The following is a 19,228-nucleotide window of genomic DNA, read 5'->3' on the forward strand; positions in this document are numbered from 1 at the left end:
GAGTCACTTCCCGTCAGCTGCTTCCATTCCATCCATGCTGCTTTCTCGTTTCACCCTTCGTTCTGTCGTCCGCAGTGGCCTTGCCACCCTGCTGGCCGTGCCAGCGCTGGCGGCCCATGGGGCCGACTGGCTGGTGAAGCCGGGCGAGTCGATCCAGGCCGCGCTCAACCGCGCAGCTGCCGGCGACACAGTGCACGTGGCCCGCGGCACTTACGCGGAGAACCTGCGTATCGACAAGCCGGTGAAACTGGTCGGCGACAGCCGCCCGACCCTCGATGGTCAAGGCCACGGCGACACGATCCGCGTGGTGGCCACCGATGTGAATATCGAGGGCTTCATCATTTCCAATTCCGGCGCCGACCTGGGCGCCCAGAACGCCGGCGTGTACATCCAGCCGGGCGCCGACCGCGCCCGCGTGGCGCATTGCGATTTCAGCTACACGCTGTTCGGGCTGTGGATCGAGAAGGCCCGCGACGTGCGGGTGGAATACAACATCATCACCGGCAAGCGGGACGTGGATTCGGCCCAGCGCGGCAACGGCATCGAGCTCTACAACAGCGCCGGCGCGCAGATCATCGGCAACCACATCAGCTTCGTGCGCGACGCGATCTACGTGGACATCACCAACCACGCGGTCTTTCGTGGCAACAAGATGCACCACAGCCGCTACGGCACCCACTACATGAACTCCCACTACAACCTGTGGGAGGACAACGAGAGCTATTTGAACCGCGGCGGCCTGGCGCTGATGGAGGTGCGCAACCTCACTGTGCGCAACAACAAGGCCTGGGGCAACTCGGACCACGGCATCATGCTGCGGACGATTCAGGATTCGGTGGTGGAGAACAACGTGGTGGCCGGCAATGCGCGCGGCTTCTTCATCTACGACGCCGAGTACAACACCCTGCGCAACAACCTGGTGGTGGATAACCAGGTGGGCGTGCACCTGTGGGCGGGCTCGGTGCGCAACACGGTGGAGGGAAACGATTTCATCTCCAACCGGGAGCAGATCAAGTACGTGGCCACCAAGGACGAGCCCTGGGGTGGCAAGGTGGGCAACCACTGGAGCAACTACGTGGGCTGGGACCGCAACGGCGATGGTCACGGCGACGTACCTTATGAGGCCAACGACATGGTGGACCGCCTGTCGTGGCGCCATCCGATGGTCAAGCTGCTGCTCGCCAGCCCGGCTATTCAAACTTTGCGCCTGATCGCCCAGCAGTTTCCGCTGCTGCGCGCCCCCAGCATCGTGGACAAGAATCCACGCATGCGCCCCGAACATTCCGACTGGAGAAACTGGCTTGGCAAGCACTATCGTTGAAGCCCGCGGTGTGACCAAGGACTTCGGCTCCGTACAGGCGGTGAAGGGGGTCGACCTTTCCATTGCCGCCGGCGAGCTGTTCGGCCTGATCGGCCATAACGGCGCCGGCAAGAGCACGTTGTTCAAGATGATGCTCGGGCTGATCCCCGCCACCCGCGGCGAGATCCGCCTGGACGGGGAGTCCGTGACCGGACCGCGCTTTCGGGATACGCGCCGCAAGATCGGCTACCTGCCGGAAAACGTCGTCCTCTACGACAACCTGACCGGCATCGAGACCCTGTATTTCTTCGCCGACCTGAAGGCAGTGCCGCGCAGCAGCTGTGCCGCGCTGCTGGAAAAAGTGGGCCTCGCCCACGCCGCCGGCCGGCGCGTGCGGGAATACTCGAAGGGCATGCGCCAGCGCCTCGGCTTTGCCCAGGCCCTGCTCGGCAAGCCGCGCCTGCTCTTCCTCGACGAGCCGACCACCGGCCTCGATCCGGGGGCGATCCGCGACTTCTACCGCATCCTGCGGGAGCTGCGCGACGAGGGGGTGACGATGGTGCTCACCTCCCACATCCTCGCCGAGATCCAGGAGCGCGTGGATCGGCTGGCGATCATGGAAGGCGGCGTGATCCGCGCGACCGGCACGGTGCAGTCCCTGCGCGAGGCGATGAACCTGCCGCTGACGCTGGAGATTGCCGGCGGCGCAGGCCTGCGCGAGCAGGTGGCGCGGGTGCTCGAAGGCCTCGCCATCGACGGCATCGACGATTCAGGCCACAGCCTGCACATCCGCCTGCCCCGCGAAGCCAAGATGCCCGCCCTCGCCCGCCTCGCCACCCTGGGCGAGACGCTGCGCGACCTCCATGTGCGTGAGCCGTCCCTCGAGGACGTGTTCTTCGGCTACCGGACCTGAACCATGTTCTCCATCGACTTCAGACAGATCGGCATCGTCGCCGGCAAGGAATTCTGGGACCGCATCCGCAACCGCTGGGTGCTGGCCGTGGCCGTGGTGTTCACGGTGTTCGCGCTGGTCATCGCCTATTTCGGCGCAGCCCAGCAGGGCACGGTGGGTTTCCACTCCATCGACGTGACCATCGCCTCGCTGGTCAGCCTGGTGATCTACCTGATCCCGCTGATCGCCTTGATCCTCGGTTTCGACGCCATCGTCGGCGAGCGGGAACGGGGCTCGCTGGACCTGCTGCTGACGCTGCCGATCACCCGCAAGGAGCTGATCCTCGGCAAGTACGCCGGGTTGGCCGGCGCGCTGGCCTTCTCGACCATCGCCGGCTTCGGCGCGGTGGGGGTGATCCTGTCGCCACAGCTGGACCTCAACGCGCTGTTCCACTACGCCGGCTTCATGGCCTCGGCGATCCTGCTCGGCTTCGCCTTCCTGAGCCTGGCGGTAATGCTTTCAGTGTTCGCCAGCGACCGCACGCGGGCCTCGGGCATGGCCATCGGCACGTGGTTCTTCTTCGTGCTGGTGTTCGACCTGCTGATCCTCGGTGCGCTGGTGGTCACCGCCGGCGACTACGGCGGCACGGTCTTCCCCTATCTGCTGCTGCTCAACCCGGCGGACGTGTTCCGCGTGCTCAACGTGTTCAGCCTGGACGAGGTGCGTACGCTGTACGGCCTCGCCACCGTGTTCCCCGAAGCCCTCAGCCATCCGGCCACCCTGGGCGGCGTGATGCTGGCGTGGATCGCCGGCCCGCTGATGGTGGCCATCTGGAGATTCGAACGATGAAACGCCCCTCCCCCTTCCGCGCCCTGCCACGCCTGGCCGCCGTGCTGCTGGCCTGCGGCCTGCTGACGGCCTGCGGCCAGAGCGTCGATAGCAAGGTCGCCCCGACGGAGATCGGCAAGGACACCTTCTGCGCCCTCGACGGCATGCTGCTCGGCGACTATCCCGGTCCCAAGGCGCAGATCCACTTCGCCGGCCAGCCGGAGCCGGAGTTCTTCTGCGACACGATGGAGATGTTCTCGATCTACCTGAAGCCGGAGCAAGCCCGCAAGGTGGCCGCGATCTACGTGCAGGACCTCGACAAGACGACCTGGGAGGAGCCGAAGGGCGCGTGGATCGACGCCAAGACGGCCTTCTACGTGGTGGGTTCGAAGAAGCGCGCCGCGATGGGCCCGACGCTGCCCTCCTTCGGCACCCGCGAGGGGGCGCAGAAGTTTGCCGCCGCCGAAGGCGGCAAGGTCGTCGCGTTCTCCGAAGTCACCCCCGACATGGCCCGCCTGGACGGCGGCGCGTTGCACGATCAAAGGATGTAAGCCCGATGGACAATTTCTACGACAAGGTTCCCGCCGAGCACGCATTGGAGATCCAGCGCGTGTCGCGCCTGATGTACGAAGTGCGCGCCGCCCGCGACGACATGCTGGCCCGCCTCGGCGCGGCGGATGCCGAGCAGGCGCTGGCTTGCATCGTCGACGGCCAGCTACCCGAGCATCCGGGCTACGAACACTATCTGTCGGTGCGCATCCTCAACGGGCTGCACAACCAGGTGCGCGCCGAGCTGGCCGCCCTCGTCAAGGAGGCCCAGGAACAATGAACCTGCATCTGGAACTCGCCGCCCGCGTGGAAGAAGACCTTGGCGCCCATCTGGAATCGGCGCCGGAGATCAAGCTGGATGCGCTGATCCTGCGCCTGGACAACGGCGTGGTGATGGAGGCCCGCATCGCCGCCCCCGACGCCTATGCCATCGCGTGGGCCTGGGGCGAGGCGGAGCTGCGCATCGACACCGCGCCGGTGCACAAGGATCTGGCCACCTGGCCCAACCACCTGCACGCCGCCGACGGCAATCTGCAGCACGATCCGCTGACGGTGTGCGGCGCGGCCCCGTGGGACAACCTGCGCGCGGTGCTCGATGCGGTGCTTGCCGACCCGCTGCTCGAACGCAAGTCCGCCCCTTAAGCCCCAAGGAGCTTCGTCATGCTTTCTCGCTTGTCCCCTGCCCGCCTCGCCGCACCGCTGCTGGCGCTGGCCCTGTCGATGCCGGCCTTCGCCGTCGATCTCGCCGCCCAGGCGATCCCGCGCGCGGCGCGCTGCCCGGTGTGCGGCATGTATCCGGCACGCACGCCCCAGTGGGCGGCGCAGATCGTCTTCAATGACCAGAGCGCCAGCCATTTCGATTCGCCGGTGGACCTGTTCCGCTTCCTCAACAACATGGTGTTGTTCGACAAGCAGCACAAGCCGGCGGACATCGGCGCGATCTATGTGGCGGACTACGAGCGCAAGACGCCAGTGGATGCGAAGAAAGCTTTCTTCGTGCTCGGCTCGAAGGCCACCGGGCCGATGAACGATCCCAACCTGCCGGCATTCGCTACCCGCGAGGCGGCGGAAGCCTTTGCCAAGGCCCAGGGCGGCAAGGTGCTGGCCTTCGGCGAGGTGACGCGGGACGTGATCAAGAGCCTGAACAGCGGCGGGCACCACCACTAGGCGCCGCCCGCCGCGGGCGGCTTACAACAGGTATTGCTCGATGCGGCTCACCGGCGCGTTGCGCAGCAGGTAGAGCTGCGGATTGACGCGCTCCGCCGATTTGCCGTTGAGGGTGATCGGCACCGGCTCCCGGTCGAGGATGCACAGGCGGCGGCTGACGCAGTCGGCCCGCCACGGGGGCAGCGCGGTCTTGCCACGCTCCTCCACCGCGATGCGGGTGAGATGGAACTGGTCGGCGGGCTTCTCCTTGTCCACGCGGGCGCGGATGGCGTCACGCGCCTTGTCGAGGCTGCCTTGCTGCACGCACAGGTCGTACAGCGCCGCCAGGCAGCGCACGTTGTCGATGCGGATCGGGTTGAGGCCATGCAGCCACGACAGCGCGGCGATCAGCTTGCGGCCATACACGTCATAGGCGTACTGCAGGGTCTCGGTGTAGAAGGCCGGGACACGGCCCACCGCCTGCAGCGCGGCCTTCCAGGCCGGGTCGAAATCGGTCTTGCGCCCACCACGGGACAGGGCGTCGGCCCAGGCGACCTGCTTGGCCAGGCTGGGCAGCTTGAGCATGGCCTGCCACTCGGGCCACAGCTTTCCGAAACAGGCCTTGAGCGCCGCCTCGTCGCGCACCGCGAAGCGTTTGAAGAGTTCCTGCAGCGTGCCGGTCTTGAGGTTGACCTGCAGCGGCCCGAAGGACAGGCCGGCACCGTCGAAATTGCCGGTGACCTGCTGGAAGGGATCGCCGCTGGTCTCGAAGGCGGCGGTGACGCGCAGCGCGTTGGCGATGGCGAGTTCCGGGCGCACCGCCGGCAGCGCGGCGGGATCGGGCATTTCCAGGTAAACCAGCTTGCCTTCCTGCTCGACGCGCTGGAAATGCCCTTCCTGCGCGAGGCGGGAGGCGGACTTGGCGAGTTCTTCCGGCTTGGCGCAGGTGACCCACACGAAGCGCCCTTCCAGCCCCTCGCCATGGCCGTCCACCGGCAGCACCGAGGCGATCTTCAGCGGCATGCCGATGGCGTCGCGCAGCACCTGCACGGAGCCGACCAGCTCCCGGTGGATGTGCACGCTACCGTCCGGCCGGGCGTACTCGCGCAGCTGAAAACTCGGCGTCACGCTGCCCGCCGCCGGGCCGCCCACCAGGAAATCGTTCTCGTACTTGAATCGTGTCGCCATCTCGCCCTCGTCCGGTTGGTACCGGCACGCTAGGCCGGCGTCATCCAAAATTAGACGAGACGCATCGAAGTGCCAAGAAATATGCGCGTTGTTTTGCTATGGGGTGTCCTTGGAATGGACGACGCGGAAGCGCCGCCCGTCCCAGTACAGCAGCATGTCGATGCCGGCCTCGCTGCCGAGCAGGATGCCGTCGCCCCGCCAACGCGGCGCAAAGGCACGCCACGCCTCGGCCTGCGGCGCATCCTGGGGCAGCACCTGCAGCGGCGCGGGGCTCTCTTGCCAGATCGGGGTGGAGAAGAAGCGGCGGTTCTGGATCAGCGTACAGCCGGCGTGGCGATCCACCACCAGCATGAAGGCCACGCCGGCATTGCGGCGCAGGCGGGCATTCCACGGGTCCCAGGCCAGCGCAGGGATGGCCGCGCGGGACTGGCGGCGCACCCACAGGCGGTCGGGCGTGCCGTCGCCGTCGAAGTCGCCGGTCAATACGCTGGTGCCGTCCGGCGGACCTGCCTTGCACGGCGTGGCGGCATGGGTGGGAACAGAGATCGTCAACAGGGCGGCCAGGCCGCCGCACAGCAGCGTTCGATATGTCATGCCTTGGGCAGGTGCAGCTTCCATTTGTCCAGATAGGGCGTCGGGTCGATGAGGTCGGCTCTACGCAGGAAGGGGATGCCATCCGCGCGTCGGGCGGACTCGTCCTCCCCCACGGTCAGGCGGCCGCTGGCGGTACCCGCGTACATTTCCAGGTGCAGCATGGCGCTCGGTACGCTGACGCCGACCAGGTGCCCGACCTTGGCGATGAACTGGCCGGCAGTCACCCGCTCGCCCTTGCGCAGCGGCGAGCCGGGCTGGATCTCGCCGTAGCGGATCAGGAAATCCCCATGGTCGATCTCCAGCGCGTCGGTTTCCGCATAGAAGGCGTAGGGGTCGCGCACCACCACGCCGGCACAGACCGCATGGACGGTGGTGCCAATGGGGGCATACAGATCGCAGCCAGCGTGGGCGCGGGCGCCGCTGCTGCGGTTCGAGCCATAGGCACGCGGCGGCTGGATCCAGTCTGCCCTGGGCAGGATCGGCAGCGGAAAATACGCTTCATCGGATGCACCGCCGCCGCCATCGACGCGGCCGGCGGCCATCAGCAGGCGCTGCCAGTCCTGGCTCTGCACAGCAATCAGCCCCGTCGGTGCCAGACCGGACAAGCGCTGGAAGGCCTTGATCGCTGCGACCGTGGCGGAGTCCTTCGGTGGCCGGGCAATGCCGCCGTCGATGCCCCTGGGGTCGATGGCCGGCTGGGCCAGCCGGCCGGCGGCTCCGGTCAGCAGGGTCTGGACGACGATCACATCGTCCTTGTGGTTCTGGGCGCCCCGCTCCCACGCCCCGACCGATGCACTGATATCCATACGGCTTTCCTCCTGGTCCGTCCGGCGGCACGCAGAGTGCCCACGCCACCATCCGAGTACTCAGCATAGCCTGCCCGACAAGGCTGTCACCCATCGGCACCGTGCCGGGGCCCTGTGCAGGCGAAAAAAAAGCCACGACAGTGCGTGGCTTTTTCTGGTGAGACGCGAAACCCGATCAGAGGTTCTCGAGACGCAGACGAATCACCTTGCCGGCCACGGAGTCGAGGCTCTCGATCTTGGCGATGGCGGTATCCACGTTCTTCTCGATGGTCAGGTGGGTCAGGATGATGATGTCGGTCTGGGACTCGCCCTCTTCCGGCTCACGCTGCAGCATGGCGTCGATGGAGATGCCCTGATCGGCCAGGATGCGGGTGATGTCGGCCAGCACGCCCGGCTTGTCGAGCACGCGCAGGCGCAGGTAGTAGCTGGTCTCGACTTCGTCGATCGGCAGCACCGGCACATCGGTGATCTGGTCCGGCTGGAAGGCCAGGTGCGGCACGCGGTGTTCCGGATCGGCGGTGTGCAGGCGGGTGACGTCGACGAGGTCGGCGATCACGGCGCTGGCGGTCGGCTCGGCACCGGCGCCCTTGCCGTAATACAGCGTGGCGCCGACGGCGTCACCCTGCACCAGCACGGCGTTCATCGCGCCTTCCACGTTGGCGATCAGGCGCTTTTCGGGGATCAGCGTGGGGTGCACGCGCAGCTCGATGCCCTGCGGACGGCGGCGGGCGATGCCCAGCAGCTTGATGCGGTAACCCAGTTGCTCGGCGTACTTGATGTCGGCCGCTTCGAGCTTGGTGATGCCTTCCACGTAGGCCTTGTCGAACTGGACCGGCACGCCGAAGGCGATGGAGGCCATCAGGGTTGCCTTGTGGGCAGCGTCCACGCCTTCGATGTCGAAGGTGGGGTCGGCTTCGGCGTAGCCGAGGCGCTGGGCTTCCTTGAGCACGTCGGCGAAGGGCAGGCCCTTGTCGCGCATCTCGGACAGGATGAAGTTGGTGGTGCCGTTGATGATGCCGGCCAGCCACTGGATGCGGTTGGCCGAGAGGCCTTCACGCAGCGCCTTGATGATGGGGATGCCACCGGCGACGGCAGCTTCGAACGCAACCATCACGCCCTTCTTCTGGGCGGCGGCAAAGATCTCGTTGCCATGCACGGCCAGCAGCGCCTTGTTGGCGGTGACCACGTGCTTGCCGTTCTCGATGGCCTTCAGCACCAGTTCCTTGGCGACGCCGTAACCGCCGATCAGCTCGACGACGATGTCGATCTCGGGGTCGGTGACCACCGAGAAGGCGTCGTCGGTGATGCGCACGTCGGCGCCCGCCACGCTCTTCGCCAGTTCCAGGTTCTTGTCGGCCACCGCAGTAATTCGGATCGGCCGGCCGGCACGGCGGGTAATTTCTTCTTCGTTGCGCTTGAGAACGGTAAAGGTGCCACCGCCTACGGTGCCGATGCCCAGGAGGCCAACATTGATGGGTTTCATGTGTCTGGTGAAGGTAAGGGTCTAGGGGTGAAATCAGGTGCCGTGCCGTTTGCGGTAGCTTTCGAGGAAGCGGGCGATGCGGGCGATGGCGAGTTTGAGGTCTTCCTCGTGGGGCAGGAAGACCAGACGGAAGTGGTCCGGGCTCGGCCAGTTGAAGCCGGTGCCCTGAACCAGCAGCACGCGCTCGGCCTCCAGCAGTTCGGCGATGAACTGCTGGTCGTCCTCGATCGGATAGATCTTGGGATCGAGGCGCGGGAACATGTACAGCGTGGCCTTCGGCTTGACGCAGCTGACACCCGGGATGGCGGTGATCAGCTCGTGGGCCAGGTCGCGCTGGCGACGCATGCGGCCGCCGGGGGAAACCAGATCTTCGATGCTCTGGTAGCCGCCGAGGGCGGTCTGGATCGCATGCTGGCCGGGCACGTTGGCACACAGGCGCATCGAGGCCAGCATGTTGAGGCCTTCGATGTAGTCGGCCGCCGGACGCTTGTCGCCGGACACCACCAGCCAGCCGGCGCGGTAGCCGCAGGAGCGATAGTTCTTGGACAGGCCGTTGAAGGTGACGGTCAGCACGTCTTCCGACAGGGAGGCAATGGAGGTGTGCTCGACGCCGTCGTACAGCACCTTGTCGTAGACCTCGTCGGCGTAGATGATCAGGCCGTGCTCACGGGCGATCTGGACGATGGCCTTGAGGGTTTCGTCCGGATAGACGGCACCGGTCGGGTTGTTCGGATTGATCAGGACGATGGCGCGGGTGTGCGGGCTGATCTTGGCGCGGATATCGGCCAGGTCGGGCAGCCACTCGTTGGCCTCGTCGCAGATGTAGTGCACGGGGGTGCCGCCGGAGAGGCTCACCGCGGCGGTCCACAGCGGGTAGTCGGGGGCTGGGACGAGCACTTCGTCGCCGCTGTTGAGCAGCGCGTTCATGGCCATCACGATCAGTTCGGAAACGCCGTTGCCGACGTAGATGTCTTCCAGCGTCACACCCTTGATGCGCTTCTGCTGGGTGTAATGCATGATCGCCTTGCGGGCCGAGAAGATCCCCTTGGAGTCCGAGTAGCCTGCTGCGTTGGGCAGGTTGCGGATCATGTCGAGCTGGATTTCTTCGGGGGAGTCGAAGCCGAACGCGGCCAGGTTGCCGATGTTCAGCTTGATGATCTTGTGGCCCTCGTCCTCCATCTGCTTCGCCTTTTGCAGCACGGGGCCGCGGATGTCGTAACAGACGTTGGCGAGCTTGTCGGACTTGCGGATAGGTTGCACGGCGGTTTCCGTTTCCTTACTGGTGAGCGCGGGCTGCTCGTTGACAACCCGCAATTTGGCTTGGCGGCTCATGGTCATGGCCCCGTCAGGGACGATCGGTGATGAAACCCGGTCGGGTGCCCGGCGACGCAAAGCTATAATGTTACCCAAGCCACCCGGACCGGGCAAATCCGCGTCCAATCAATCAGTAAGAGTGCCCACTGCAGAGAAGCCGCCCATGAAACTCCACCTCGACAAGAGCGAGCAATACAACACCATCGCCCGCTACGACGCCCGCCACGTGATGGTTTCCGATACCCGTTACGAAGCCAGCGTGATCGTGATGCCCGAGCGCATCGAAACCGACTGGCACGCCGGCGGTTTCGATGCGCTCGACGAAGCCGCCTTCCAGCGCCTGGCCACGCTGGGCTGCGAGATCCTGATCCTCGGCACCGGCATGAAGCAGCGCTTTCCACAGCCGCGCCTGATGCGCGCGCTGATCGAGGCCCGCATCGGGCTGGAGGTGATGGATCTGGGCTCCGCCTGCCGGACCTACAACATCCTGGTAGCGGAACATCGTAACGTGGCCGCAGCACTTCTGTTCGATCCGGAGTGAATACCCTTCATATGCCTGGATGCATTGCCAGGCCTGCATCTTGGGATTAGGCTGACGCCGGAATAGTCAATTTCCGGAGAAACCATGCTTGACCAGGCCGCACCCGATTTCAGCCTGCCCGCCACCGGCGGGCAGACGCTCACCCTTTCCGCGCTGAAGGGCAGCAAGGTGGTGCTGTATTTCTACCCGAAGGACAGCACCCCGGGCTGCACCACCGAGAGCCAGCAGTTCCGCGACCTGCACCCCGAGTTCCTGGCCGCCGGCACCATCGTGCTGGGCCTGTCGCGGGACGGCCTCAAATCCCACGAAAACTTCCGCACCAAGCAGGCCCTGCCCTTCGACCTCGTCTCCGACCCGGACGAGACCGCCTGTACGCTGTTCGGCGTCATGAAGCTGAAAAACATGTATGGGAAACAGGTGCGCGGGATTGAACGCAGCACTTTCGTCATTGACGCCGACGGCGTGCTGCGCCGCGAATGGCGCGGCGTCAAGGTCCCCGGCCATGCCCAGGAGGTGCTCGACTACGTGAAAACCTTGTAAGGCAGGAACTGCTCCATCCCCTTCCACGACCGACGAGAAGACCGACATCATGGCTACCCGACGCCCTGCGAAGTCCAAGACCCCCGCTACCAAGCTTTTCGTCCTCGATACCAACGTGCTGATGCACGACCCGACGAGCCTTTATCGCTTCGAAGAGCACGACATCTTCGTGCCGATGATGACCCTCGAGGAGCTCGACTCCAACAAGAAGGGCATGTCCGAGGTTGCCCGCAACGCACGCCAGGCCAGCCGCACCCTCGATGAGATCGTGCAGAGCTGCCCGGAGGGAATCGAAGCCGGCATCAGCCTGCTCGGCCCTTCCAGCGAGCTCGCCAGCGGCCGCCTGTTCCTGCAGACCGAGGCTATCAACAGCCAGCTGCCGGCAGCGCTGCCCACCTCCAAGGGCGACAACCAGATCCTCGCGGTGGTGATGTACCTGTTCGAGAAGTTCGACCGGAAGCGTTCGGTGATCCTCGTCTCGAAGGACATCAACATGCGCATCAAGGCCCGTGCGCTGGGCCTGGAGGCGCAGGACTACTTCAACGACAAGGTCCTCGAAGACACCGACCTGCTGTACACCGGCACCAAGGAGATCGATACCGCCTTCTGGGACGCCAACGGCAAGGACATGGAGTCGTGGAAGCAGGAAAGCCGGACCTATTACAAGATCAAGGGCCCGGACGCACCGGACATGCTGGTCAACGAGTTCGTCTACCAGGAGGGCGAGCAGCCGCTGCAGGCCTGGGTCAAGGACAAGGCCGGCAAGACCGTCACCCTCGAGACGCTCATCGATTACTCCCACCAGAAGAACAACGTGTGGGGCATCACCGCCCGCAACCGGGAGCAGAACTTCGCCCTCAACCTGTTGATGAACCCGGAGATCGATTTCGTCACCCTGCTCGGCCAGGCCGGCACCGGCAAGACGCTGCTGACGCTGGCCGCCAGCCTGACCCAGGTGCTGGAGACCAAGCGCTACTCCGAGATCATCATGACCCGCGTCACCGTGCCGGTGGGCGAGGACATCGGCTTCCTGCCGGGCACGGAAGAAGAGAAGATGGCCCCGTGGATGGGCGCGCTGGAAGACAACCTGGACGTGCTCAACGGCACCACCGGCGAGGGCGGCGAATGGGGCCGCGCAGCGACCCGCGACCTGATCCGCAGCCGTATCAAGATCAAGTCGCTGAACTTCATGCGCGGGCGCACCTTCATCAACAAGTTCCTGATCATCGACGAGGCGCAGAACCTGACGCCGAAACAGATGAAGACGCTGATCACCCGTGCCGGCCCCGGCACCAAGGTGGTGTGCCTGGGCAACATCGCGCAGATCGACACGCCCTACCTCACCGAGGGTTCGTCGGGCCTGACCTATGTGGTGGACCGTTTCAAGGGCTGGCCGCACTCCGGCCATATCACGCTGCAGCGCGGGGAACGCTCGCGGCTTGCGGACCACGCGGCGGAAGTCCTATAAGTAGTACGCTGTACGCGGGACGGACTGCTTGCTCCGGTTCGTCCCGCCATGCCCCATCCGGGGTTTTCACAAAAATAACGCGGATCCGGCTACGGGGAGAAAAATCCGATGAACGAGACAACACAAGACATTTCCGCCACGCCCCGCCTGACGGGCATCACGGTTCTCGCCGCGGAGGACGACGAGATCAACCAGATCGTATTGGACGATGTCCTGCGCTACGAGGGTGCCCAGGTGGAGATCGTCGGCACCGGGCGCGCCGCAGTGGACCGCGTCACCGAAGCCGGCCCCAAGACCTTCCAGTTGGTGCTGATGGACATCCAGATGCCCGAAATGGACGGCTATGAAGCGGCCCGGCGCATCCATGCCCATTCACCGGACTTGCCCATCATCGGCCAGACGGCCAATTCGGGCGCCGAAGAACAGGCGCGCTGCCGTGCCGCCGGGATGAGTGCCCAGATCAGCAAACCCATCGACCCGGAAGCCCTGGTCACATTGATCCGCCGGCACACCCTGGAGCGCTCGGCCGGCACCATAGACTGGCAGGCGCTGGAGGCGCGCTTTCCGGGCAAGGCCGACTTCATCCGCCGCCTGCTCGGTGTGTTCATCCAGAGCCAGACCCCGACGGTGGCGACGCTGCGCGCAGCCGCAGCCAGCGGTGATATCAGCGCGATCGCGCCCATTGCCCATCCGCTCAAGAGCTCGTCCGGCAACATCATGGCCAATGCGCTGATGGCCCTGGCACTACGCGCCGAACAGGCCTCCCGTCAGTCCCAGCCCGAGGCGCTGACGCTCGCCGAAGAGCTTGCCACGGCCCTCGAGGCGACATTGGCCGAAATCGCCGTCCGCCTGGACTCGTGAATCCGCAGTTCAGGCATCCGCCTGAACTGCCCCGTCCCTCAGACTGCGGGCCACGCTGGCCAGCGTGGCCCGATCCAGCTTGTTCACAGGTTGCACGCGGGCCTGATCGGCCCGCCGGTACAGCCCCTCACCACCACGCCGGTAGGCCGGATCATAGTGATCGACGATCAGCTTTTCGGCCAGCTGCCGCCATTCACCGGCCATCACCAGCGCCTGCCATTCGCCGACCTGCTTGTGCCCGTGCTGACCCACCAGGCGCTCCAGCTTGGCGTTGAAATCGACGGGATCGGCGATCAGGCTGGTGTAACGCTCGAGCAGATGATCCACCCGCGCCGGCAGCGCGGCTTCGATGCGCACGCAATCGCCGTCACGCAGACGTTCGAAGAGTTCAGGCGGAACATGCAGCCGGCCGACGCGCCGGCTTTCCGACTCCGCCCACACCGGGCGGGCCGGATCGAAAGTCCGTAGCTGCGTCCACAGGGCCGTTTCGAATGCCTTCTGGCCGGGCTGCTCGCTGTTCGGCTCGGCACCGAGCACCGAACCCTTGTGGTTGGCCAGCGCCTCCAGATCGATGACCTGCTCCCCCGTCGCCGCCAGCGCCTCCAGCAGCGCCGTCTTGCCGCTGCCCGTCGGGCCGCACAGAATGCGGAACCCCAACTTTTCGGGAAGACTTGCCAGGTCTTCCAGCACGCGCAGACGGAAACTCTTGTAGCCACCGTCGAGGCGCCGCGCGCCCCAGCCGACCTGCCCGAGCACCAGCGTCATCGCGCCGCTGCGCTGGCCCCCCCGCCAGCAGTAAATCAGAGGTTTCCAGCCCTTCGGCTTATTGAGAAAATGGGTCTCGATGTGCTGCGCGATATTGCGCGACACCAGTGCCGCCCCCACCTTCCGCGCCTCGAAGGGCGAGACCTGCTTGTAGAGTGTGCCGACACGGACCCGCTCCTCGTCATCCAGCACCGGGCAATTGATCGCCCCCGGAATATGGTCTTCGGCGTATTCGGCCGGCGAACGGACGTCGATGATCTCGTCGAACTCTTCGAGCCGGTCGAGGCTGGCGGAAAATGGGGCGGGATGGGACACGTTGGAAACGACTGGAAAAGACAGGAAACAGAGATGACCGAAGCCCCCCTGCGACTCACCGAATTGTCTCACGGCGGCGGATGCGGCTGCAAAATCGCCCCCGCCGTACTGAGCGAAATGCTCGACCACATGCCGGCCGCCCAGCCCTTCGCCAACCTGCTGGTGGGCACCGAAACGGCCGACGACGCCGCGGTGTGGCGCCTCAACGACGAGCAGGCCTTGATCGCCACCACCGACTTCTTCATGCCGATCGTGGACGATCCTTACGACTTCGGGCGCATCGCCGCCACCAACGCGCTGTCGGACGTCTACGCGATGGGCGGCACACCGATCATGGCGCTGGCCATCGTCGGCATGCCAGTGAACAAACTGCCGCTGGCCGCCATCGGGCGTATCCTCGAAGGCGGCGCAGCGGTCTGCGCGGACGCCGGCATTCCGGTAGCGGGCGGCCACAGCATCGACTCGCCGGAGCCGATCTACGGCCTCGTTGCCCTCGGCATCGCCCATCCGGACGTGATCAAGCGCAACCGGGACGCCCGCGAGGGCGACGTGCTGATCCTCGGCAAGCCCCTTGGCGTCGGCATCCTCGGCTCAGCGATGAAGAAAGGCGTACTGGATACCGACGGCTACGCGCAGATGGTTGCCACCACCACCCGCCTCAACAAGGTGGGTCCGGCGCTGGCCAAGCTGCCGGGCGTACATGCGTTGACCGATGTCACCGGCTTCGGCCTGCTCGGCCACCTGCTGGAGGTGTGCCGCGGCGCCGGCCTGGGTGCGACGGTAGAAGCCGGCGCCCTGCCCATCATGCCGGCGGCAATCCCGTTCGCGAAGCAAGGCATCGGCCCCGGCGCCATCGCCCGCAACCTGGCGAGCTGTGGCGACGACGTGCTGTTTGCCGATGGCGTAGCGGAGTGGCAGCGTAGCGTGATGGCCGACGCGCAGACCAGCGGCGGCCTGCTGGTGGCCTGCTCGCCCGAGACCGTCGATACGGTGCTTGCGACCTTCCGTGATGGCGGCTTCACGGAAGCCGCCATCATCGGGCAGGTTCATTCAGGGGCTGCTCAGGTTACGGTGCGCCCCTGATGTACAACCGGCGCATGGTCAGGGTTCGCGAATCGACTCGTCGAGTGCCTTGACCAGCGGCCACACCAGATAGGACATGACGCTGCGCTTGCCGACCACGATTTCGGCGCTCAGCGTCATGCCCGGCAGGAGTCGGGCATGCTCGGGCATCCTCTTGAGTTGCCCGCCGTCGAGACGCAGCCGACTGGTATAAAACGCCGTGGCAGAGCCCGCCGCTTCCTTACGGAAGGCATCTTCGCTGATGGTCCGCAACTGCGCCGGCACCGTTCCATGGCGCTGGAACGGATAAGCGTCGAACTTCAGATGCGCCGTATCGCCCACCTTCAGATAACCCACATCCATGGAGTCCACCTCCACCTCGGCCTCCAGCGCAGCGCCTAGGGGCACCAGGGTGAACAGCGGCTCGGCCTCCTTGGCGACTGATCCCTGAGACAGCTTGGCGATCTCCAGCACCACCGCATCCGACGGGGACGACAACACGACCATCCGGTGGCGTTTCCCGGCCTTCTGCAACTGCTCGGCGACGGCATCCCGCTCGCGCGAGACGGCCAGAACCTCCTCCATCAGTTTCTGACGCCAGCCCGTTTCGAAGGAGGCCTTCTCCGCCTCCTGGGCCGCCAGCTCTCTCCTCAGCTCGGCATCTTTGTTGGTGGCGAGCTGGAGGCTCCGCTCCGCCTCCAGCAACCTGTCCTGAGCGTCGAGCAGACGCGAGCGCACCGCGTACTTCTCCGCGACGAGTTGCTCCTGCATCGCGGCCATGTCCTTCAGCACCTTGACCCGCGATGCCAGGACCTGTTGGTCACGGCGATTCGTCTCCATTGCCGCGCGGGTCTGTTCGATCGTTTCGCGCAGCTTGCGAACCTGCGCGCCATAACTCGCCTGCCGCTCGCCCGAGAGGTCGACCTGAAGCCGGCTGTCCGCATCAGCGCCTTCGGGCTTTCCGACCTTGCGGCCGGCGAGGCTGCCCTCCAGTTGCTCCAGCTGATTGTTCAGGCTGTGCAGACGGGTCCGCAATTCGGCTTCGTCCGCGGCGGTGAAGGTCGGATCCAGGGTCGCCAGCGGCTCGCCCTTCCTGACGATCTGTCCTTGGCGCACGTTGATTTGCTGGATGATCGACGTCTCCAGGGGTTGCACCACGATGTTGGGCAACGGCGTCACGAGGCGACCGCGGGCGACCACCACCAGATCGACGTCGGAAACCACCGCCCACACGACGAAGCACAACAGCGCGGCGAGCAGCGCGTGCAGCGTGATACGGGCGCTTCTGGGAAGCGGCCGCTGCTCGACCTCGTCCGCATCGGGCAGAAAATCGACGGCGGCCTCTTCCGAGCCAGCCTGTTTCTTGCGCATCCAGCTCATAGGTGGCTTGTCTGTTGATTCCAAAGTTGCTGATAGGTCGTGCAGCGCGTCAGCAGTTCCTCGTGGCGCCCGCAATCCGTCAGACGCCCCTGGTGCATCACCAGGATGGCATCGGCGTTCACCAGGGTAGAGAGACGGTGAGAGATCATGATCACCGTACGTCCGACGACAATCTGGGAAAGATTGCGGATGAAGATGGCCTCGCTCTCGGGATCGAGGGCGCTGGCCGCCTCGTCGAGAATGAGGATGCGCGGCTTGGGCAGCAGGGAACGGGCAATGGAGAGGCGCTGCTTCTGACCACCGCTGAGGTTGGAGGCGTTCTCCTCGAGCATCGTGTCATACCCTTGCGGCAGGCGTTCGATGAACTCGTCGGCACCGGCCGCAACGGCCGCCGCGACGATCTCCTCGAAGGGGGCATCGGGCTTGGTCATGGCAATGTTGTCGCGCACCGTACCGCGGAACAGGAAATTCTCCTGCAGCACGACGCCGATCTGACCACGAAGGTGCGCCAGATCGATCTCCCGGGCATCCAGGCCATCAAAGCGCACAAGCCCTTCCTGCACCGGATACAGCCCCTGGATCAGCTTGGTGAGCGTCGTCTTGCCCGATCCGCTGCGCCCCACCACCCCGACCACGGCCCCGGCCGGAATACGGAAGCGGGCACGGTCGAGCGCATTGATGCTGGCCCCCGGATAGCGAAAGGTCACATCTTCGAAGGCGATGTCACCCTTCAGTTGCGGACGCACACCGCCAGCCCCCAGCCGCCCCTCCGATGGGCGGTTCATCACCTCGCCCAGCATCCGGACGGACAGCGCCGTCTGCTGGTATTCGTTGATCAGCCCGACGATCTGGATCAAGGGCTGCACCACGCGCCCGGAGAGCATCTGGAAGGCGATCAACACACCGGCGGTGATGGTCTGGTCGAATACGTCCTGCGCCCCGACGACGATGATCGTGACCGGCAGCAACTTGCCGAGAAAGTCGGTGATCGTGCCGCCGGAAATGGAGATCTGGCCGACCCTGAAATGGGTCGTGATGGCCTCCGCCGACAACTGATCCCACATGCGGCGCTGCATCGGCTCGATGGCCAGCGCCTTCACGGTACGCATGCCGTGAATCGTCTCCACGAGCAAGGCCTGGCGTTTGCCCTCCGCGCTGTACAACGCGTCCAGACGCCGCCGATAGGTCGGCAGCAGCGCCGCGATAATGCCGGCCAGCACGAGCGTAAAGCCGAGCACGATCAAGGCCAGTTTGAACGAGTACGCAAACAGCAGGGGCAGGAAGATCAGCAGCGCCGTCGTATCGAGCGCCGTGAAGAACAAGCGGCCCGTCAGGAAGTGCCGGATGCTCTCGAGCTGCTGCATATGCCGCGTAATGACGCCGGCCGTCGTCGTCTCGAAATAATCGATCGGAAGCGACAACAAGTGTCCGAAAGTCCGTCGGGTCAGACGCATGTCGATCTTGTTGGTCGCCGCCAACATCAACAGTTGGCGCACATAGCCGAACACGGCATCGAAGACGAGCGCGATGACGACCCCGGCCGCGAGCACCGACAGCGTGGACATGGTCCGGTGCACCAAGACCTTGTCGATGACCAGCTGGAAGAACATCGGGGCCGCCAAGGCAAGGACATGCATCGCAACGGCGGCCAGCGCCATGTCCCGGAAAGCCGTCTTCTGCTTGAGGATCTCGGGAATGAACCAGCGGAGCCCGAAGGGCTGGTGCGGATCACTCAACGCATAACTGCGCTTGAGAAAGACAACGGCCCCCTGCCAGCGGGCACAGAATGCCTCACGCTCATAGAGTTGCACACCGGCGGTCGCCGCCAGTGGATCGACCACCGCCACTCGAGCCCCGCCCTCACCCGGCTGGACCCCGACAACGATGACCGAGACCCCATCCTGGAAACGCGCCAGCAACGGGAAAACCCCCTGCTGGGCACACAAGCCGTCCCAGGAGAGCCGGTCGGACCTCGCCTTCAGGCCGATCTCGGATGCGATATGGAGAAGCAGGCTGTCAGCCGGTTCTTCATCGGCCAGCGCGTACTCGTGGATCACCCGCTCAGGATGGATCTGGATGCCATGGTGCTGGGCGATCGCGGTCAGGCACTGAATCGCCGCATGAGGGAATTTGGCGTCCATTACTCTTCGAGGAAACAAGGAAACATAGTTCTATCGGGAATAGCGGCTCATGCCG

The 19,228-nt window shown here is 65.3% G+C and carries 20 protein-coding genes; 12 read left to right on the forward strand and 8 right to left on the reverse strand.

Going from position 1 to position 19,228, the window contains the following annotated elements; translation table 11 throughout:
* Positions 1–34 precede the first annotated feature (34 nt).
* Genes AC1PQG_RS15510 through AC1PQG_RS15540 form a run of 7 tightly spaced genes read left to right on the forward strand, consistent with a single transcriptional unit; the run spans position 35 to position 4,736 of the window.
* On the forward strand, positions 35–1,321 hold the full coding sequence (locus AC1PQG_RS15510; RefSeq protein WP_481123021.1) for a nitrous oxide reductase family maturation protein NosD: 1,287 nt from the start codon (positions 35–37) through the stop codon (positions 1,319–1,321).
* Entirely contained in the window at positions 1,302–2,213 is a 912-nt protein-coding gene (locus tag AC1PQG_RS15515; protein WP_481118720.1) for an ABC transporter ATP-binding protein, read from the forward strand. The genes AC1PQG_RS15510 and AC1PQG_RS15515 overlap by 20 nt, the downstream gene beginning before the upstream one ends.
* A 12-nt stretch (positions 2,214–2,225) precedes the next feature.
* Positions 2,226–3,041 (forward strand): ABC transporter permease, encoded by an 816-nt coding sequence (locus AC1PQG_RS15520; RefSeq protein WP_374479901.1) that lies wholly within the window; start codon positions 2,226–2,228, stop codon positions 3,039–3,041.
* A complete protein-coding gene (locus AC1PQG_RS15525; protein ID WP_481118721.1) occupies positions 3,038–3,571 on the forward strand; it encodes a nitrous oxide reductase accessory protein NosL in 534 nt (177 codons plus the stop codon). The genes AC1PQG_RS15520 and AC1PQG_RS15525 overlap by 4 nt, the downstream gene beginning before the upstream one ends.
* Positions 3,572–3,576: 5 nt before the next feature.
* Positions 3,577–3,849, forward strand: coding sequence for a hypothetical protein (locus AC1PQG_RS15530; protein ID WP_481118722.1), 273 nt, complete (start codon positions 3,577–3,579; stop codon positions 3,847–3,849).
* Positions 3,846–4,211, forward strand: coding sequence for a hypothetical protein (locus AC1PQG_RS15535; protein WP_481118723.1), 366 nt, complete (start codon positions 3,846–3,848; stop codon positions 4,209–4,211). Before AC1PQG_RS15530 ends, AC1PQG_RS15535 begins: the two co-directional genes overlap by 4 nt.
* An 18-nt stretch (positions 4,212–4,229) precedes the next feature.
* Positions 4,230–4,736: a nitrous oxide reductase accessory protein NosL gene (locus tag AC1PQG_RS15540; RefSeq protein ID WP_481118724.1), complete on the forward strand. Its 507-nt coding sequence runs from the start codon at positions 4,230–4,232 to the stop codon at positions 4,734–4,736.
* 21 nt (positions 4,737–4,757) lie between these two features.
* Here the strand turns inward: AC1PQG_RS15540 and AC1PQG_RS15545 are convergent, their stop codons facing one another.
* The 5 genes from AC1PQG_RS15545 to AC1PQG_RS15565 form a co-directional block, all read right to left on the reverse strand.
* Positions 4,758–5,903: a hypothetical protein gene (locus AC1PQG_RS15545; RefSeq protein ID WP_481118725.1), complete on the reverse strand. Its 1,146-nt coding sequence runs from the start codon at positions 5,901–5,903 to the stop codon at positions 4,758–4,760.
* Between the two features lie 96 nt (positions 5,904–5,999).
* On the reverse strand, positions 6,000–6,497 hold the full coding sequence (locus AC1PQG_RS15550; RefSeq protein WP_481118726.1) for a hypothetical protein: 498 nt from the start codon (positions 6,495–6,497) through the stop codon (positions 6,000–6,002).
* Positions 6,494–7,303, reverse strand: coding sequence for a M23 family metallopeptidase (locus tag AC1PQG_RS15555; protein WP_481118727.1), 810 nt, complete (start codon positions 7,301–7,303; stop codon positions 6,494–6,496). The genes AC1PQG_RS15550 and AC1PQG_RS15555 overlap by 4 nt, the downstream gene beginning before the upstream one ends.
* A 175-nt stretch (positions 7,304–7,478) precedes the next feature.
* On the reverse strand, positions 7,479–8,786 hold the full coding sequence (locus AC1PQG_RS15560; protein WP_481118728.1) for a homoserine dehydrogenase: 1,308 nt from the start codon (positions 8,784–8,786) through the stop codon (positions 7,479–7,481).
* A gap of 33 nt (positions 8,787–8,819) precedes the next feature.
* On the reverse strand, positions 8,820–10,118 hold the full coding sequence (locus AC1PQG_RS15565; protein ID WP_481118729.1) for a pyridoxal phosphate-dependent aminotransferase: 1,299 nt from the start codon (positions 10,116–10,118) through the stop codon (positions 8,820–8,822).
* Between the two features lie 145 nt (positions 10,119–10,263).
* Between AC1PQG_RS15565 and AC1PQG_RS15570 the strand changes: the two genes are divergently transcribed.
* From AC1PQG_RS15570 to AC1PQG_RS15585, 4 genes are all read left to right on the forward strand, one after another.
* Entirely contained in the window at positions 10,264–10,641 is a 378-nt protein-coding gene (locus tag AC1PQG_RS15570) for an Mth938-like domain-containing protein (RefSeq protein ID WP_481118730.1), read from the forward strand.
* A gap of 84 nt (positions 10,642–10,725) precedes the next feature.
* A complete protein-coding gene (locus tag AC1PQG_RS15575) occupies positions 10,726–11,181 on the forward strand; it encodes a peroxiredoxin (protein WP_481118731.1) in 456 nt (151 codons plus the stop codon).
* 49 nt (positions 11,182–11,230) lie between these two features.
* Entirely contained in the window at positions 11,231–12,649 is a 1,419-nt protein-coding gene (locus AC1PQG_RS15580) for a PhoH family protein (RefSeq protein ID WP_481118732.1), read from the forward strand.
* A gap of 108 nt (positions 12,650–12,757) precedes the next feature.
* Positions 12,758–13,510: a response regulator gene (locus tag AC1PQG_RS15585; protein WP_481118733.1), complete on the forward strand. Its 753-nt coding sequence runs from the start codon at positions 12,758–12,760 to the stop codon at positions 13,508–13,510.
* Between the two features lie 9 nt (positions 13,511–13,519).
* Here AC1PQG_RS15585 and mnmH read toward each other — a convergent pair whose 3' ends face one another.
* The gene (mnmH, locus tag AC1PQG_RS15590) at positions 13,520–14,590 is read right to left on the reverse strand and encodes a tRNA 2-selenouridine(34) synthase MnmH (protein WP_481118734.1); all 1,071 of its coding nucleotides are present in this window, start codon (positions 14,588–14,590) and stop codon (positions 13,520–13,522) included.
* 33 nt (positions 14,591–14,623) lie between these two features.
* Between mnmH and selD the strand changes: the two genes are divergently transcribed.
* Entirely contained in the window at positions 14,624–15,673 is a 1,050-nt protein-coding gene (selD, locus tag AC1PQG_RS15595; RefSeq protein ID WP_481118735.1) for a selenide, water dikinase SelD, read from the forward strand.
* 18 nt (positions 15,674–15,691) lie between these two features.
* Here selD and AC1PQG_RS15600 read toward each other — a convergent pair whose 3' ends face one another.
* Both AC1PQG_RS15600 and AC1PQG_RS15605 read right to left on the reverse strand, forming a co-directional pair.
* Positions 15,692–17,023: an HlyD family type I secretion periplasmic adaptor subunit gene (locus AC1PQG_RS15600; RefSeq protein WP_481118736.1), complete on the reverse strand. Its 1,332-nt coding sequence runs from the start codon at positions 17,021–17,023 to the stop codon at positions 15,692–15,694.
* 5 nt (positions 17,024–17,028) lie between these two features.
* Positions 17,029–19,173, reverse strand: coding sequence for a peptidase domain-containing ABC transporter (locus AC1PQG_RS15605; RefSeq protein WP_481118737.1), 2,145 nt, complete (start codon positions 19,171–19,173; stop codon positions 17,029–17,031).
* Between the last annotated feature and the right edge of the window lie 55 nt (positions 19,174–19,228).

The sequence above is a fragment of the Zoogloea sp. GDB6 genome (assembly GCF_056724105.1).